General features: G+C 56.6%; 14 protein-coding genes and 1 pseudogene. 9 read left to right on the forward strand and 6 right to left on the reverse strand.

The annotated features are described in order from the left end of the window. The first annotated feature begins 75 nt into the window (after positions 1-75). From ACEQU8_RS07415 to ACEQU8_RS07430, 4 genes are all read left to right on the forward strand, one after another. The gene (locus ACEQU8_RS07415) at positions 76-1,779 is read left to right on the forward strand and encodes an alkaline phosphatase (RefSeq protein WP_370262639.1); all 1,704 of its coding nucleotides are present in this window, start codon (positions 76-78) and stop codon (positions 1,777-1,779) included. Between the two features lie 118 nt (positions 1,780-1,897). Continuing rightward, on the forward strand, positions 1,898-2,812 hold the full coding sequence (locus tag ACEQU8_RS07420) for an acetyltransferase (protein WP_370262640.1): 915 nt from the start codon (positions 1,898-1,900) through the stop codon (positions 2,810-2,812). A gap of 32 nt (positions 2,813-2,844) precedes the next feature. After that, positions 2,845-3,183 carry a hypothetical protein gene (locus tag ACEQU8_RS07425; protein ID WP_370262642.1) on the forward strand — a complete coding sequence of 113 codons (339 nt, stop codon included), beginning with the start codon at positions 2,845-2,847 and terminating at the stop codon, positions 3,181-3,183. 82 nt (positions 3,184-3,265) lie between these two features. Next, the gene (locus ACEQU8_RS07430; protein ID WP_370262644.1) at positions 3,266-5,344 is read left to right on the forward strand and encodes a TonB-dependent receptor; all 2,079 of its coding nucleotides are present in this window, start codon (positions 3,266-3,268) and stop codon (positions 5,342-5,344) included. 10 nt (positions 5,345-5,354) lie between these two features. Here the strand turns inward: ACEQU8_RS07430 and ACEQU8_RS07435 are convergent, their stop codons facing one another. The 4 genes from ACEQU8_RS07435 to ACEQU8_RS07450 are packed head-to-tail and all read right to left on the reverse strand — an operon-like array spanning position 5,355 to position 8,323. After that, a complete protein-coding gene (locus tag ACEQU8_RS07435) occupies positions 5,355-5,945 on the reverse strand; it encodes a copper chaperone PCu(A)C (protein ID WP_370262647.1) in 591 nt (196 codons plus the stop codon). Further along, on the reverse strand, positions 5,942-6,640 hold the full coding sequence (locus ACEQU8_RS07440; protein WP_370262648.1) for a DUF4197 domain-containing protein: 699 nt from the start codon (positions 6,638-6,640) through the stop codon (positions 5,942-5,944). Before ACEQU8_RS07440 ends, ACEQU8_RS07435 begins: the two co-directional genes overlap by 4 nt. 21 nt (positions 6,641-6,661) lie before the next feature. After that, the gene (locus ACEQU8_RS07445; protein WP_370262649.1) at positions 6,662-7,339 is read right to left on the reverse strand and encodes a response regulator transcription factor; all 678 of its coding nucleotides are present in this window, start codon (positions 7,337-7,339) and stop codon (positions 6,662-6,664) included. Positions 7,340-7,372: 33 nt separating this feature from the next. Then, positions 7,373-8,323: a patatin-like phospholipase family protein gene (locus ACEQU8_RS07450; protein ID WP_370262650.1), complete on the reverse strand. Its 951-nt coding sequence runs from the start codon at positions 8,321-8,323 to the stop codon at positions 7,373-7,375. Between the two features lie 296 nt (positions 8,324-8,619). Here ACEQU8_RS07450 and ACEQU8_RS07455 point away from each other — a divergent pair, with 296 nt between their 5' ends. From ACEQU8_RS07455 to ACEQU8_RS07475, 5 genes are all read left to right on the forward strand, one after another. After that, positions 8,620-10,569, forward strand: coding sequence for a hypothetical protein (locus ACEQU8_RS07455; protein ID WP_370262652.1), 1,950 nt, complete (start codon positions 8,620-8,622; stop codon positions 10,567-10,569). A gap of 100 nt (positions 10,570-10,669) precedes the next feature. Beyond that, positions 10,670-11,821, forward strand: coding sequence for a cyclopropane fatty acyl phospholipid synthase (gene cfa, locus ACEQU8_RS07460; RefSeq protein ID WP_370262654.1), 1,152 nt, complete (start codon positions 10,670-10,672; stop codon positions 11,819-11,821). A gap of 88 nt (positions 11,822-11,909) precedes the next feature. Beyond that, on the forward strand, positions 11,910-12,347 hold the full coding sequence (locus ACEQU8_RS07465) for a MarR family winged helix-turn-helix transcriptional regulator (RefSeq protein WP_370262656.1): 438 nt from the start codon (positions 11,910-11,912) through the stop codon (positions 12,345-12,347). After that, complete coding sequence (locus tag ACEQU8_RS07470; protein WP_370262658.1) at positions 12,344-12,757, forward strand: DUF4442 domain-containing protein; 414 nt, start codon at positions 12,344-12,346, stop codon at positions 12,755-12,757. The genes ACEQU8_RS07465 and ACEQU8_RS07470 overlap by 4 nt, the downstream gene beginning before the upstream one ends. Then, the gene (locus tag ACEQU8_RS07475; protein WP_370262660.1) at positions 12,757-13,224 is read left to right on the forward strand and encodes a PaaI family thioesterase; all 468 of its coding nucleotides are present in this window, start codon (positions 12,757-12,759) and stop codon (positions 13,222-13,224) included. The genes ACEQU8_RS07470 and ACEQU8_RS07475 overlap by 1 nt, the downstream gene beginning before the upstream one ends. A gap of 3 nt (positions 13,225-13,227) precedes the next feature. On the opposite strand, the gene gyrB is transcribed toward ACEQU8_RS07475, so the two are convergent. Further along, positions 13,228-15,753: a DNA topoisomerase (ATP-hydrolyzing) subunit B gene (gene gyrB / locus ACEQU8_RS07480; protein WP_370262662.1), complete on the reverse strand. Its 2,526-nt coding sequence runs from the start codon at positions 15,751-15,753 to the stop codon at positions 13,228-13,230. Between the two features lie 24 nt (positions 15,754-15,777). Further along, positions 15,778-16,070: pseudogene (locus ACEQU8_RS07485) on the reverse strand (DNA polymerase III subunit beta); the annotation flags it as partial.

Here is a 16,070-nt window from a genome sequence, read left to right on the forward strand (position 1 = left end):
AATTCTTCAGAACCAATTCACGCCGTCCAGGGGTATCACAGGGGTTGTTTCAATTTTTCCCCCTGAGGTTTACCCATGTCTGGACCAAGACGCAAACGCAGCCGAATTTTAAAACGCCCAGGCCTGACCCGCCGCACATTCCTCAAAGGTTTGGGGTTTGGTGGTGCCACCATGGGCTCATTGAGTGTAATGACCGCCTGTGGAAGCGACAACGCCACCCCAAGCAACAACCCACGCACCAACCCCAGCGAAGAAACACCGCCCCGCGATGTGCAGTTTTTACACGGCGTGGCCAGTGGCGACCCCGCCTTTGACAGCGTGGTGCTTTGGACGCGCGTTACGCCGCAAACCAACGATGGCACACTGACTGGCCGCGTGGATGTGTTCAAAGACGAAGCGCTCACTGATTTTGTAAAGTCGGTCAATTTCCAAACCAGCAAGGCGCAAGACTTTACCGTCAAGGTCATCTGCGATGGCCTGCAGGCCGATACGGTTTATTTTTACCAATTCAGAAGCAAGGGCAACACCAGCCGCGTGGGCCGCACCCGAACCACACCCGCTGCGGGCAGCAAACGCGCGCTAAACTTTGGTGTGGTCAGTTGCTCCAGCCTGGCGCACGGATTTTTCAACGCCTACGGCAAGCTGGCGCAGCGCGACGACTTGGACGCCATCATTCACCTGGGCGACTACATTTACGAGTACGCCACCGGCCAGTACGGTGGTGTGCGCGAATACGAACCAGCCACCGAAATTATTACGCTTGCGGACTATCGTGGCCGACATGCCCAGTACAAGCGCGATGAAGACTTGCAGAACCTGCACGCCCGTTTTCCCTTCATCACGATTTGGGACGATCACGAGTCCACCAACAACTCTTACCGAGACGGCGCAGAAAACCACACCGAGGGCGACGAAGGTGTGTGGGCCGAGCGCAAAGCCATAGCCCAACAAGCCTATGATGAGTGGATGCCCATACGTCTACCCGAACCAGGGAACCGCGCAAAAATTTTCCGCCGCGTTCAGTTTGGGGACATGGCCGACCTGTTCATGCTCGATACCCGCCTGTACGACCGCGATGTCGAAGCCGCAACCCCTGTGAACCCGCTGGAAGGTGCCGCTTCTGACCCCAACCGCACCATGATCGGCCAAGAGCAGTTTGATTTCTTGATCAATGGCATGCGCAACTCCCAAGCCCAATGGAAACTGATTGGCAACCAAGTGGTGTTTCACCAGTGGATCATCAAGCCAGGCTTGAACAACCCCGCCCCAGGTCCGGTGAATGACCTGTTGGCCCCCTCGGGATTGAATGGCGACGCCTGGGATGGCTACGGTGCCGAGCGTCAGCGCATCATCAACGCCCTGCGCGGCAGCGATGGTGGGCCGGCCATCAACAATGCGGTCATATTAACCGGTGACGTGCATTCGGCCTGGGTGGCCGACATCACCGACAACCCCAACCAGCCCATCGATGCAGCTGGTGGCTACAACCCGGTTACCGGGCAGGGCAGCGTGGCCGTGGAATTTGTGGTGACCTCGGTGACCTCGCCCGGGCTGGATGTGCCCAATCAGATCATTCAGGCCATTCGGGCGTCTAGCCCGCACATCAAACATGTCAACGTCACAGACCGTGGCTACAGCGTGTTGCGGGTCAGCGAAAACAAAACCTCCTGCGAGTACTGGACCGTGAGCACCATCACCGAGCGTGGTGGCAGCGAGCAGTTGTCAGCCACATTTGAGGTGAGCAACAATGCCAACCGCATCACCCCCACGCTGCCCTAGCCATTTAAAGGCGCCTGCCCCCTGGGGCAGGCCGTCTGCACAAGCTGAAGGCTTATTCAAGATGCAGTGCAGCATTGTGGGGTAATATCCGGGCTGTTGATTCGCAGGATGCAACCCCGTGCCTTTGTCTAAATTTTTGCCCAAACCCTTGGTGGGCGTGCTCACGGTTTGCGCCATGACGGTGTGCATCACCTTCTGGTTTGTGGTCATGCTGCCTTTTATTGCCTTGCGTTTGGTGCCCATCTACCGCGTGCAGCGGTGGGCATCCAACGCATGCGTGCGCATCGCCACCTGGTGGGTGGGCAGCAACCAGGGCATTTATGCATTGATGCACGGCGTGCAGGGGGAGCTACGCATACACGGCGATTTTCAGCCCCACAGCAGTTATTTGGTGGTCAGCAACCACGCCGCGTGGGCCGACATTCTGGTGCTGTTCAACGCGCTGCATGGCCATGCGCCGTTTGGCCGGTTCTTCCTTAAAAAAGAACTCATTTGGGTGCCCATTGTGGGCGTGGTGTGCTGGGCCATGGATTTTCCATTCATGAAACGCCACAGCCAAAAAGCCATTGCCCGCAACCCGGCACTGGCCGAGCAAGACCTTGAGACCACCCGCAAAGCCTGCGCGGTCTACAAAGAAAGCCCAGTCACCGTGATCAACTTTCTGGAAGGCACCCGCTTTACCCCCAGCAAGCACGCACGCTACAAATCGCCTTACCAGCACCTGTTGCCACCCAAGTTTGGGGGGTTATCGGCTTCTTTAAACGCCATGGGCGAACAGTTTGAAGCCTTGGTGGATGTCACCATTGCTTACCAAGCTGTGAAAGGCAACACCACATGGTCCTGGCTGTGCGGCCAGCAAACCGGCATGCAAATTGAGGTGCACCTGCTGCCCATTCCCCAAGAGATGATTGCAGGCGACTACCGCAACAACCCCGACTTCAAGCAAGCCTTCAAAGCCTGGGTTGCGGGTTTGTGGCAAACCAAAGACCAAAGGCTGGCCGCCCTCAAACAAAAGGCCACCGACGCGCCATAAAAGGGACTTGACAGGGTGTGTACAATCTAGCCATGCCAAAGCCCCTCCTTGTTTATCGCTTGCTGCTTGCAATATGCCTTGCATGGGCCCTGCCCATGGTGCAGGGGGCCGGGCATGTGCACGCCTTGGAGCATCGCGAACCCCTTAAACAAGCGGAGCTTGGGCACCACCATCACCACTCAGACACACTTCACTTGTGTTTGTTGGTGGATGGGCTCACCGGTGCGCAGTCTTTGCTGTCATCGGCTCCGGCTGTTCAACCCCCCATGCCCAGCCCAGCGCTTCGATTAAAAGCCGCTTTGGGCAACCCAAACCCCCATTGCGCCCTGTTGGCGCGCACCCGCGTTCGCGACCCACCCCGCTTGTCCTGATCTCGAATTTGTTTAGTCAATCACCCGCTGTCACCCCAATGTGAGCAGCGGGCGTGTCGTTTTTGTTTTCAGGAAAATCGTGATGTCTACTCCGTTTAAACGTGGCGCCGTGTCGTTGGCAGCCATCCAATTTGTATCGCTGGCGCTCGCGCTGGCTCCCCAGAGTGCAACAGCCCAAGGCATTCTTGAATCGGTGGTGGTTACTGGGCAGACCAGTACAGGGGATGTGGCCAAACCCTTCGCGGTGGTCGAATCCGACACCCTGCTGGGCTCTGGCGCCACTACCGTTGGCGAGGCTCTGCGCAATCAGCCTGGCACCAGCGCCACAGGTTTTGGGCCCAACGCGAGCCGTCCCATTGTTCGTGGTCAAGATGCAGACCGCATCAAAATTTTGCGCAACTCGGCAGCATCGGTGGATGTGTCGGCCCTCAGCTTCGACCATGCGTTGCCAGTCGACCCCTTCTCGCTCACCCAAGTAGAAATTCTTCGTGGCCCAGCCGCCTTGGCCTACGGCGGCAACGCGGTGGGCGGCGCAATTAACCTGGTCGACCAACGCATCGCTCGCACGCCTGTGCAAGGCATACAAAGCGAATTTAACGCCCTGGTGGGTGGTGCAGCCGACCAAACCGCCGGGGGCTTCAAGATGGACGCTGGCTTGGGGCAGGGCGTCAGCTTGCATCTGGGCGGTTTCAAACGCACCACGCGCGATCTCGAGGTGCCCCCCTTCACTGATCCAGACGGGGTGCGGGGCGAACGAGTTAGAAACTCCTCCTCAAAATCCGATGGTGCATCGGTGGCAGCTTCTGTGAGCACACGCCAAGGCTATGTGGGTGTGTTGGCCGAGCGATACAACAGCAACTACGGCGTGCCCAAATCAACCGATGTGCGAATTGGCATGGAACAAGAACGCTATGCCCTGGAAGGCGAGCAGAGCTTCAACACGGCGGCCTTCAGCAAAGTGCGCTACCGTTTGGCGAAAACCGACTACCAGCACCGCGAATTTGAAGACGGCAATCCCGCCACCCTGTTCATCAACGATGGGGTGGATGGTCGTCTCGAGCTGGACCTTCAGGCCTTTGTCCTGGGTGGCTTCAACATCAGCACCACCACCGGCCTGCAATTTGAACGCATTGATTTTTCCGCGGTGGGCGACGAAGCCTTTGTGCCCAGCACCGCCACCGACCAAACCGGTGTATTCACCATTGTACGCGCCAGCAAAAACCCTCAAACCAGTGGCACGTTTGAAGTGGGCATTCGCGCAGACCAAGTCGATGTGAACGCCGCCAGCAGCGGCGTATCGCCCCTGGTCGGCCCTGTCGCAGGCGGGGGGGTCACAGGCGGCCCAGCCATCAACCGCAGCTTTGCGCCCACCTCGCTCTCGATGGGTTACACCACTCCCATCGGTAGCGGTTGGTCTCTGGGTGGATCCATTTCCCGGGTTGAGCGCGCGCCGTCTGGCTTCGAACTGTATGCTGACGGTGTACACGTGGCCACCGACGCTTACGAGAAGGGCAACCCAAATTTACGCGAGGAACGCGGCCGCCACCTGGAACTCACCAGCACTTGGGAAGTGGCCTTGGCCAAATTCAGCGCCACCGCATTTGCAAGCCGCTACAGCAACTACATTGCGCTGATCCAGCGCAGCGGCGCCAATTCAACTTTCAGCGGCGTGGATGGCGAAGGCAACCCGTTCACAGTGCCCGTGTTTGACTTCACCGCTGTGCCCGCCGAGTTCACAGGTCTTGAACTGGCCTATTCAACCCAATACGCCTTGGGGAAGGGGCAGTTTAAACCGCGCGCGCAATACGACCTGGTCAGGGGCAAGCGAACAGATGGGGGCGGCAATCTGCCCAGAATCAGCCCACAGCGCGTGGTACTGAGCAGCGAATACGCCATGGCCGGGTGGTCCTTAACCCCTGAATACATTTGGGTGGACGACAGCAAAGCCTCGCCCGGCGACCCCAGTGTCAATGGTTACAACTTGCTGAATTTCACCGTGGCCAAGGCTTTGAAATTCTCGCAAGTCGGGGGTGAAGTGTTTGCCAGTTTGCAAAACATCACCGATGAGTTGGCATTCTCGGCCACCACGCTGAACACGGTGCGCGGCTACACCCCGCTGCCGGGGCGCTCAGCGTTGCTTGGGTTAAAGCTGGTGTTTTAATGTTGTTGGTTTAGTGTGAATGGTGTTGGCCACTGCCGTGGCCAGCATCTGCGGCGGTGGCTCCAGCCACCGCCTTCACAGGCATTTCCAGGGTGCTGCCGTCGGGTTTTTCGAACTGCAGGCTAAGCTCTATCTCTTGCCCTGGTTCTATGGGGCCATTTAACACCATCAGCATCACGTGGTAGCCACCCGGCTTCAGTTCCAAAGCCTCGCCGGGCTTAATGTCCAAACGGTCGGCCTTTCTCATGCGCATGATGTCGCCATCCATGCGCATTTCATGCACCTCAGCCACTTCGGCGGCGGGGCTGGCCACCCCCACCAAGGTCAACGCCTGCTCGGAATTCAAGGTGAAATAGGCGCCCGTGGCGTCTTGCTCACCCACGGTGGCCCGCACCCATGCGCCGCTCACAGACACCCCATCTTGCACCTGAGCAGGAGCGCCATTGGGTGCCGCTGTCACGGGTTGGGCTTCATCGGCGTGCGTATGGTGCTCACCCTCGTGATGGTGGCCATGGTGTTCTGAACAAGCACCCAGGCCTAAAGCACCCAAGGTCAGCAACACCATGCCCAGGGTGGGCCAGTGGGACGAAAAACGGCTCATTGCTTCATGCCTCCAAATACCTTCTTCAAAATTGCGCTGCCTGCTTGCATGGGGTTGGCTCGAATGGATTTTTCCTCTTCCGCCACCAACAAATACAGGGCATCCAGGGCCTTGTTGGTCACATGCCCCTCCAGATTTGCATCCTCGGGCTTGACCAAGCCCAACTTGCTGCCCTTGGCAGCGAGCTGATTGTATTGTTGCGCCAAACCCACCTGGCCTGTTTTTGCTTTCACGATGGGCAGCAACTGCTTATACAAATCCGCCTGGGTTTTGGTTCGGAAAAAATCGGTCACTGCGGTGTCGCCCCCAGTAAGCACTTGGCGCGCGTCGGTCACCGACATGTTTTGGATCGTTTTTTTCAGCAAGGCTTTGGCCTGGGGCACAGCCGCCTCGGCCGCACGGTTCATCGACACTTCCAGCTCGTCGAGCTGTTTGCCCATGCCCAACATGTTCAACATGCCCTTGCTGTTCTCAAGGCTGGCTGGCAGGCGAATACGCGCCGCCGGGTTGCCCAAAAAGCCGTCGGGCCTGCCCAGGCTGGCCACCGCCACATCGGCACCTTGCGCCAACGTGGTGCGCAACGCTGCCACTGCATCGGTGTTGCTTACACCAGCCAAAGGGTTGGCCCATGCGGGCATTGTCACCATCAAAGTGGCGCACAAAGCCAAACCACGCTTCAAAAAGCAGTTGAACATGCACTTCCCCCAAAGATGGTTTTAGCGGTCAAGCAGGCGGGCCTTGCGCTCGGCTCGAATGAAGATTTCCACCGCCTGGCCTTTGTTTTTGGCCCCCAAGCGGAGAAAGATTTCTTTGATGTGGCCACGCACCGTGTCTGGGCTGATGTCCAACGCACGTGCCACCTCTTTGGCCGACATGCCCTCAGCGGTTTTGCGCATGATGTCCACTTGTTTCCAGGTCAGAGGTTTGTCCGAACCCGGGGCGTAAATGTTGGAATGGTATTCGTTGCCATTCCGTTCATTCAGCGGGGCGGGGGGGCTGAGCACACCTGCTTCAATGAGGCAGCTTTGCAAAACATGGAGTAACTCTGGATAGCTGGAAGCCTTGTTCACGAATGCAAAGCCTGCGGCTTGAGCCTGTTGCATCAGCGCTGCATCCAGCACACCGGAGCAAATCAATTTGGCCGCATTGGGAAACAATTGACCAAAAGCATCGATGGAATCCACACCCTTGGAGTCGGGCAGATCGAGGTCTGCAATCAGCAGGTCGGGCTGGCGTCCACACACCTGGGCTTTTGCCAGGCTGTCGCACACCATCACCTCACTCTCCAGCAAAAGCTGCTCCACCATGTCGGCCAACATGATGGAGATCATGGGGTGGTCTTCTACAATCAGGATAAAAGGTGGGGTGGCCCCATCGGTGTTTTCTTTCGTCATGTTTTTTATTGTACGACGAATCACGATGTGCGGTTACAAACGGGCCTCGGCTTGCGCCTGGGCAATCAAACGCTGCTTGCTGCCCGAAATTGCCTCTTTAATTCGCCCCAGGGCCTGGTGGGCCACCTTCTCGCCTTCCAGCAAAAACTCATGCCGTTGGTCCAGGTTTAAAGCATCGGCGTGTTGTACGCTGGGTTGAATTACCACATCAGCCTGGGCCAACTCGGCTCGAATGGCCTGCTGGCTAAGAATATTGATGCTTTGGTCCAGCAAGCCCCACCAACCCAGGGCACCGGCCCCCTGTTTGGGCCTGGCAGAAATATCCACCGCAATGACCACATCGGCGCCCATGTCGCGGGCCGTCATCACGGGCACCGGGCTTACCAAGCCCCCATCCACATACTGACGCTTGCCAATGCGGGTGGGCAAAAACACATTTGGAATACTGCAAGAGGCGCGCACCGCCTGACCGGCATTGCCAAAGTTGAAGGCCACTTTTTCGCCGCTTTCAAGGTCGGTGGCCACGGCGGCAAAACGAATGGGGAAATCTTGGATGGCCTTGTTCTTCACCTGGGTGTTTACAAACTGTTGCAGTTTTTCACCCACCAAAAAACCCTGGCTGCTCAAGGTAAGGTCGCGAATATCGGCCTCTTGCATGCCCAAAGCCACGCGCTGCAAGCCATATGCATTCATGCCGCTGGCATACAACGCCCCCACAAAACTGCCCGCGCTGGTGCCCACCACAATGCTGGGGCGAATGCCCTGGGCTTCCAGCACTTTGATCACACCCACATGGGCAAAACCTTTGACGCCACCCCCGCCCAGCACCAAGGCCACCACGGGCTCGCGCACTTTGGGAGGCGCAGCGGCTTGCTCTGCTTGGGGTTGAGGCGCTGGTGCTGGCGCAGAGCTTAAGGAACTGCAAGCACCCAACACCAAAGCGGCAGCCACCGCGAGCGCCGTATTCAACATTTGCTTGGTCATGTTCAACAAATTGCATTTAAATCAATCGCTTCAAATGCTACCGCAGCGCAACATGCCCGGGTGGTATTCCACGTCTAACTGCGCTTGGGTGTAGCAAAACACCCACGCCACACATCGCACTGTTGCAGTGCACAACATGCTCGGGAAAACCCGAATTTTGTCAAACTTTAATGAATAAAGTGACACCTAAAGAGTGATACCCTCGGACCCGCTTTTGGTTTGATGCGGATTTTGTGCCATGTTTATGCGCAAATAAGGCACTTTTAGCACCTTCGTGGTGCACACCCGGAGACACGGTGACGCTCAATATTTCCAGTCAAGCGCCAAGCTGCATCAACTCGCCTGAGTGGGAACAGGCGAGCCGCGACTACACGGCCCGCAAGGCTCGCATGTCCAATGCAGGCAACGGGTATTACAAGCGCATGTCCTTCTGGACCAAAACCTACAACTTCCTCACAGCCACACGCGGCCCCGGCATCATGGCCAAGGCCTGGCAAGAATCCTCAGAGCACGTGGCTGCGGCACTTCTGCGTGAACAGCGCATGCTTGAAAAGCAACACAACCGCGGCGAAATGCCCGCCAAATCTGTCTGGCAAACAGACGGCGTGGCGCGCAGTCTCATGCGGCAAGACGTGGTCCGCTACCGGCCAGAATACTTACAAGGCGAATACCGCACAGACGACACCCGGTACAAAAAACACTCAGAAACCCAGTCCACCGACCATTCAGGCAAAAACAAAGAAAACAAATGGGCCTTGCGTTTTGGATCCATCTCCAAGGTCTTCCATGGCATGTGCGAAATATTTGCCGCCCCCACCGGCATGACCTCCGCCGCCTTGCGCAACACGGTGCACCCGGGCATGAAAGAAAGCGGCACCGCCAACAAAGCCCTCATGACCGGCACACTGGGCTTGATTGGCGTTGGCACCACATACTTAATTGGCGAGTCCAAAAATGGCCTGGAAAAACGCATGGTCAACGATGGTATCGGCAACAAGATCACAGAGCTTGTGGCCGACATGTTTGTGTCTTTTTCTTCCGTGTCCAGTTTGATGGGGTTGGCCGGCACCATCACCGGTGCAATCAGCCAAATGACGCTTAGCCGCCCCAACATCAACGACAGCCAGAAGGCCATCATGGAAAAGGACCTCTCTGAACTGTTGCACAAGGTGCTGCACAGGGTCAAAAGCGTCATCGACGACCCGGTGGGCAAAAGCATGGTGTCCAAAGCCATGATTGGCTCAGGGGCTCGAGTCAAGATTGGCGCTGAATTCATCAATGAAGATGGCACCCCCAGGCTGTTGCAAAACCTGATCGATGCCGTGCAAGGCGCAGCCACCCAAGAAGCGCAAATGAAAGCGCTTACCACAGCCATCGGCGATTACCTCAGCGAAGATTTGCCCACCCTGCCAGAGTCACCCAGCCCCTTGGAGCTTCGGCGCCACAACCGCCAGGTTGAAACCCGTGAAAAGCATTTTCGCGCCCTGTGCCGGCTGGTCAACCACACCGAAATCGACAACCCACAGGTCAAGTCCAATACCGATGTTCGTAAGATGGTCGAGACCAGTCTTTTTGGCAATCTGCTGCACAAAGGGCTGCTCATTGGATTACCCGCCGCCCTTCTTGAAAAGTTTGGTGGAAGTGATGGCGCACGGTGGGCCAAAAAATTGAAAGACTGGTCCGGCGACACCCCAGCGGCCAAAGCCGCCTTGGCCCGCAAAAAGGCTCAACCTGCTGAGCAGCGGCTCGACTCGGCCTACATGATGGCCAACCTCCACCAGTACGGTATTGTGACCCGCACCTTGTTGCGGGCCTCGGAAGCCTGCCGGGTGTTCAACAACAGCGTGGTGTTGTCGAGCAACGCGCAGGCCTCACGATTGTTCAACAATCTGTTTTCCTCGCTGCAACGTTTTTGCACCCAAAGCGTGGCGTCCAGAACCATGTGCGCCTCCCTTGGCCGTTTTTTTGGTGGCGCGGCAGTCACAGCCATTTTCGGCTTTGCTTTTCCTGCTCTGGCTGCGTCCACTGGCGGCTCCCTGAGCACAGTGCAAGCGGTGGGTGGCAGCAATGTCCGCATCAGCTACACCAACATCGGCAATTTGATGTTCTTGGTGTCGATTCCCACTTTGGCGCTACAACTGGCTGCCAAAACATTTTGCTATTTGGCCAACGACTGGAAGGGCGACATTGCCAAGCCCGTCACCGCCAAAGCAGGCACTGACAAGGCGGTGTACTGGGGTAAATAAACCCTGGCGGCAGCCCAATTTGTCGATCAGCGGCTTTCTTGGTAAAACTACAGGTATTCCGCTGACCAAATTTCGACAGCCTTAAGGGGAGGGTTGCACCATGCAAAACCACTCATCGGCGAGTTTGGCCCCAAAGCCCATCGCCCGGCTTCTTGAACAAGCCGGTGTCAACCTCAACGGGTCGCAGCCCCACGACATGCAGGTGCACGACGATCGGCTGTACAGCGCCGTGCTCACGCGAGGCACCCTGGGTCTGGGCGAAGCGTACATGGAGGGCTGGTGGAGCTGCGAGCAGCTGGACGAACTGATGCACAGGCTCATGGCCATCGACCTGGATGACCACACCAAAGCCTGGACCAAAATGCAGTGGCTCATGCTCGCCGTGCGTGACAAGGTCTTCAATCTGCAATCGCCCATGCGGGCCTTTCAGGTGGGCGAGCACCACTACGACACTGGCAACGAGTTATTCGAAGCCATGCTTGATCCCCTGATGATCTACTCTTGCGGGCATTGGCAGCACGCCAACACCCTGGCCGACGCCCAATTGCACAAGCTCAAAATGATTTGCCAGAAGCTTGAGCTTCAGCCCGGGCAAAAACTACTGGACATTGGTTGTGGTTGGGGCGGCTTGGCCTGGTATGCCGCCACACACTGTGGCGTGCAGGTGCTTGGCATCACGGTATCGGCCGAGCAGCAGGCACTGGCACGCATACGCTGCAAAGGCCTGCCCGTGGCCATTGAAATGATGGACTACCGTGAGCTGACTGGTCGGTTCGACAAAATTGTATCGGTGGGCATGTTTGAGCACGTGGGCCTCAAAAACTATGGGGAATACTTTGACTCAGTGACGCGGTTGCTGCACCCCGAAGGACTTTTTTTATTGCACACCATCGGCGGCTTTGACAAAACCGACGCCACCGATCCATGGATTGACAAATACATTTTCCCCAACGGCAAAATTCCATCACCCAGCGAAGTCATGCTGCACACCGAGGGCAAACTGGTGCTTGAAGACTGGCACAACTTTGGTCGCGACTATGACCGAACCCTCATGGCCTGGCACAACAACTTCAAAGCCGCCTGGCCACAGCTAAAAGCCGCTGGCTATGACGAGCGTTTTTACCGGATGTGGACCTATTACCTCTTGAGTTGCGCGGGGTATTTTCGCGCACGCAAGGGCCAACTGTGGCAGTTGGTGTTCAGCCATCGCAAACGCCAAAGCATCTATCGCAGTGTTCGACCCATTGCATAAAAACTTTTTATTAATACACATACGTATTAATTGACAGCAGTGTCGGAGCTTTTATATATTACGTATGCGTAATAATAAAGAGGCTTAGATGGATCGCAGACTTTTTTTCATGCTCAACCGGGCACGCGCCGCGCTGCACCGCCATGTAGACAACCAGGCCGAGCAACTCATCGGCGTGCCCGTGGCGCAAATCAGCCTGTTGTTTGCTTTGGCCAAACAACCCAGGGCATCCATGCAAACCTTGGGGGCAACCTTGGGTTTGAATAGCTCGGCGATGACCGGTTTGGTTCAACGCATGCAAAACAGCGGCTTGCTGGAACGTGTGCCCTCTGAAGAAGATGCGCGGGTGGCCCACTTGCGGCTTACCCCCACCGGCGAACAAAAACTGGCCCAAGCCAAGCCTTTGCTCACCAAACTGAACAAGCAACTGCAAGCAGGCTTTACCGCCGAAGAAATAGACACCGTGCTGCGCTTTCTGAACACCGTGCACACGCGTTTTGCTCAACCCCATGGAGACCATGAATGAACATTCAAACCCTGGCCGCCCACCTGGCCAGCCAGCCTTTTTTAAGGTTCGCCAAACTGGGTACGCACCAACATGAGGGTCAAGCTCACACCTTGTTGGGCTTTGATCCCTTTTTAAAAAATCACATCGGCACTTTGCATGCCGGTGCAATTTTTGCCGCGGCTCAGGCAGACGCCCAAGCCAATCTGCAAAGCGAACTCAAACAACACGCGGGTGTACACATTGCCGGGTTCAAAAGCCAAATCGCTTACAAACGTCCCGCCAAAGGACCGGTGTGGATGAGCACCACCATCAACGCCATCGACCTGGCCAATAACACCGCCAGCACCCTGACCGTGATACACAACCAAAACAACGAGCCATTGGCCGAGCTTGCAATTGAATTTGTATTGGCCCAGGAGGGAGCGTGATGTTAGATGCCATGTTGAACGCTCTGATGCGCCCCTTGGTCAAAATGCAAATGGACGGCAAAGTGCCCTTTGCCAAAGCATGCGGCGTGCGCTTGAAAACCATGGGCCATGGGCAAGCCACCTACAGCATGGACCACCGCGCCGATTTATTGGACGACCAAGGCCAGTTGGCGGCAGGCGCTTTGTTTACCCTGGCAGAAACCTGTTCGGGTGGCGCCATGGCCGGAGGATTTGCGTCGGTTATTTTGGGTGTGCGCCCGGTGGCCGCCCAAGTGGAATTTCAGGTGCTGGGGCAATCTGCTGGCCCTGTGCTGGCCAGCGCCAAGGTGGCGGCCCCCATTGCACAGCTGAAGCAAGCACTTCGTCAACACGGGAAGATCAACTTCCCCGTGGAGGTCGATGTGCACGACCCCAACGGTCAAATCTTGGCGCGGATGGTGGTGACTTGGAATTTGAAGAAAAAGTAAGACTCACACATCAATATTGCTCGCCTTCAGCGCATTGCTTTCAATAAATGCGCGGCGAGGCTCCACTTCATCACCCATCAGCGTGGTAAAAATTTGGTCGGCTGCAATGGCGTCTTCAATTTGCACGCGCAGCAGGCGGCGCACATTGGGATCCATGGTGGTTTCCCAAAGCTGTTCAGGGTTCATTTCACCCAGGCCTTTGTAACGCTGCTTGCTCACCGAGCGCTCGGCCTGCTCGCGCAGCCATTGCATGGCTTCGCGGAAGCTTTGCACCGCTTGTACCTTCTGCTTTTCGCCTTCGCCGCGCTGCATTTCAGCGCCCTCGCCAATCAGGCCTTTGAAGGTTTTGGCAGCATGGGCCAACAAGGGGTAATCGGCACCGTGCACAAAATCGGGATCGATGGTGGTCACCCGCACATTGCCATGGTGGCGGCGGTGTATCAACACGCGGTGTTTGTCGCTTTGTTCATCAAATTGGGCAAACACACTCAACACCGTGGGGTCGAGCACAGCCTGCAACTTGGCGGCGGTTTCTTTGGCTGCGGCCTCGTTGTCCAGGTCGAGTTCTACACCTTCCACAATGGCGTTGAGCACATCGGGGTCGATGATTCGGCTTAGGCGCCGCACCACCGCTTCCACGGTCACAAACTGGCGGGCCAATTCTTCCAAGGCCTCACCGGTGATTGCATCTTTGCCAGTGCCGGGCACCAGGGCGGCTTTTTCAAGCGCAATGCCCATCATGTACTGGGCTTCCTCTTGGTCATCTTTTAGGTAACGCTCTTCTTTGCCATGCTTCACCTTGTACAAGGGCGGCTGAGCAATGTACACATGGCCTTTTTCGACCAACTCGGGCATTTGGCGATAAAGCAGGGTCAGCAACAGGGTGCGAATGTGAGCGCCGTCCACGTCCGCGTCGGTCATGATGATGATGCGGTGGTAACGCAGCTTGTCGAGGTTGAAATCGTCTTTGCCAATGCTGGTGCCCAAGGCAGTGATCAGCGTGGTGATTTGCTCAGAAGTCAGCAGCTTGTCGAACCGCGCTTTTTCGACGTTGAGCACCTTGCCGCGCAGTGGCAAAATGGCCTGGAATTTTCTGTCACGGCCTTGCTTGGCCGAGCCACCCGCCGAGTCGCCCTCCACAATGTACAGTTCGCATTTGGCGGGGTCTCGTTCTTGGCAGTCTGCCAACTTGCCAGGCAATCCCACGCCGTCGAGCACGCCTTTGCGGCGGGTCATCTCTCGGGCCTTACGGGCTGCTTCGCGCGCACGCGCTGCTTCTACAATTTTTCCACAAATAATTTTTGCGTCGTTGGGGCGCTCTTCCAAAAACTCGGTGAGCGCTTTCACCACAATGTCTTCCACTGGGGCGCGCACTTCGCTCGACACCAGTTTGTCTTTGGTTTGGCTCGAAAATTTTGGTTCGGGCACCTTCACCGACAACACACAGCACAGGCCTTCGCGCATGTCATCACCGCTCACCTCCACTTTTTGCTTTTTGGCAATTTCATTGGTTTCAATGTATTTGCCAATCACGCGGGTCATGGCCGCGCGCAAGCCGGTGAGGTGGGTGCCGCCATCGCGTTGTGGAATGTTGTTGGTAAAACACAGCACCGATTCGTTAAACCCATCATTCCACTGCATGGCCACTTCAACGCCAATGCTGGTGCCGGGACTACCGCCGTAGGTTTCGGCCGGGCGCTCGCCAGCAGCGTAAAAGGCATTGGGGTGAAGCACCTTTTTGTTGGCATTGATAAACTGTACAAAGCCCATCACGCCGCCGCTGCCGGCGAAGTCGTCTTCTTTGCCGGTGCGCTCGTCTTTTAAGCGAATGCGCACGCCATTGTTCAAAAAGCTTAGCTCGCGCAGGCGTTTGGCCAGTATTTCGTAATGGAAGTCGCTGTTTTGCTGAAAAATGTCGGTGTCGGGCAAAAAGTGCACTTCGGTGCCCCGCTTGTCAGTGGGGCCCAACACCTTCATGGGCGACACTTCCACCCCATCGACCACCTCAATGATGCGGTTTTGCACCACACCCCGGGCAAATTCAATTTGGTGAACCTTGCCCTCGCGGCGTACTGTCAGGCGCAGCCAAACCGACAAAGCGTTCACACAGCTCACGCCCACGCCATGCAAACCGCCCGATACCTTGTAGCTGTTCTGGTTAAATTTGCCACCCGCGTGCAGTTCAGTGAGCGCAATTTCAGAGGCCGAGCGTTTGGGTTCGTGCTTGTCGTCCATCTTGACCCCGGTGGGAATGCCCCGCCCGTTGTCGGTGACGCTGATGGAGTTGTCGGCGTGTATGGTCACCACAATGTCATCGCAATGGCCAGCCAAGGCCTCATCGATGGAGTTGTCTACAACTTCAAACACCAAATGGTGCAGGCCAGTGCCATCGGATGTGTCGCCGATGTACATGCCGGGCCGTTTGCGCACGGCCTCCAGGCCTTCAAGGATCTGAATGGCGCCTTCGCCATAGTCACCACCAGTGGGTTGGGCGGGCAAAGCGCCGCCTTCTTGCATGTCTGAAGTCATAGGGTTTTATTGTGTGTGTTCGGTTCAAATGCGCATGGGCATCACGACGTACTTGAAATCGTCTTTGCCGGGGTTGGTCACCAGCGCGCTGCTGTTGCCATCCTGCAAAGTGAATTGAACCGTCTCAGCCTTGAGATTGTTAAGCACATCCAGCAAGTAGTTTACGTTAAAACCAACATCAATCTCTGGACCGTTGTAATCCACTTCGATTTCATCTCGAGCTTCTTCCTGGTCCGAGTTACTGGCTACAACAACCAAACTTCCAGGACTTAATACCCATCGTATGCCTCTGAATTTGTCGCTGGTCAGAATAGAAG

Origin of the sequence: Limnobacter sp., assembly GCF_964228395.1 — a bacterium.
GTDB lineage: Bacteria > Pseudomonadota > Gammaproteobacteria > Burkholderiales > Burkholderiaceae_B > Limnobacter.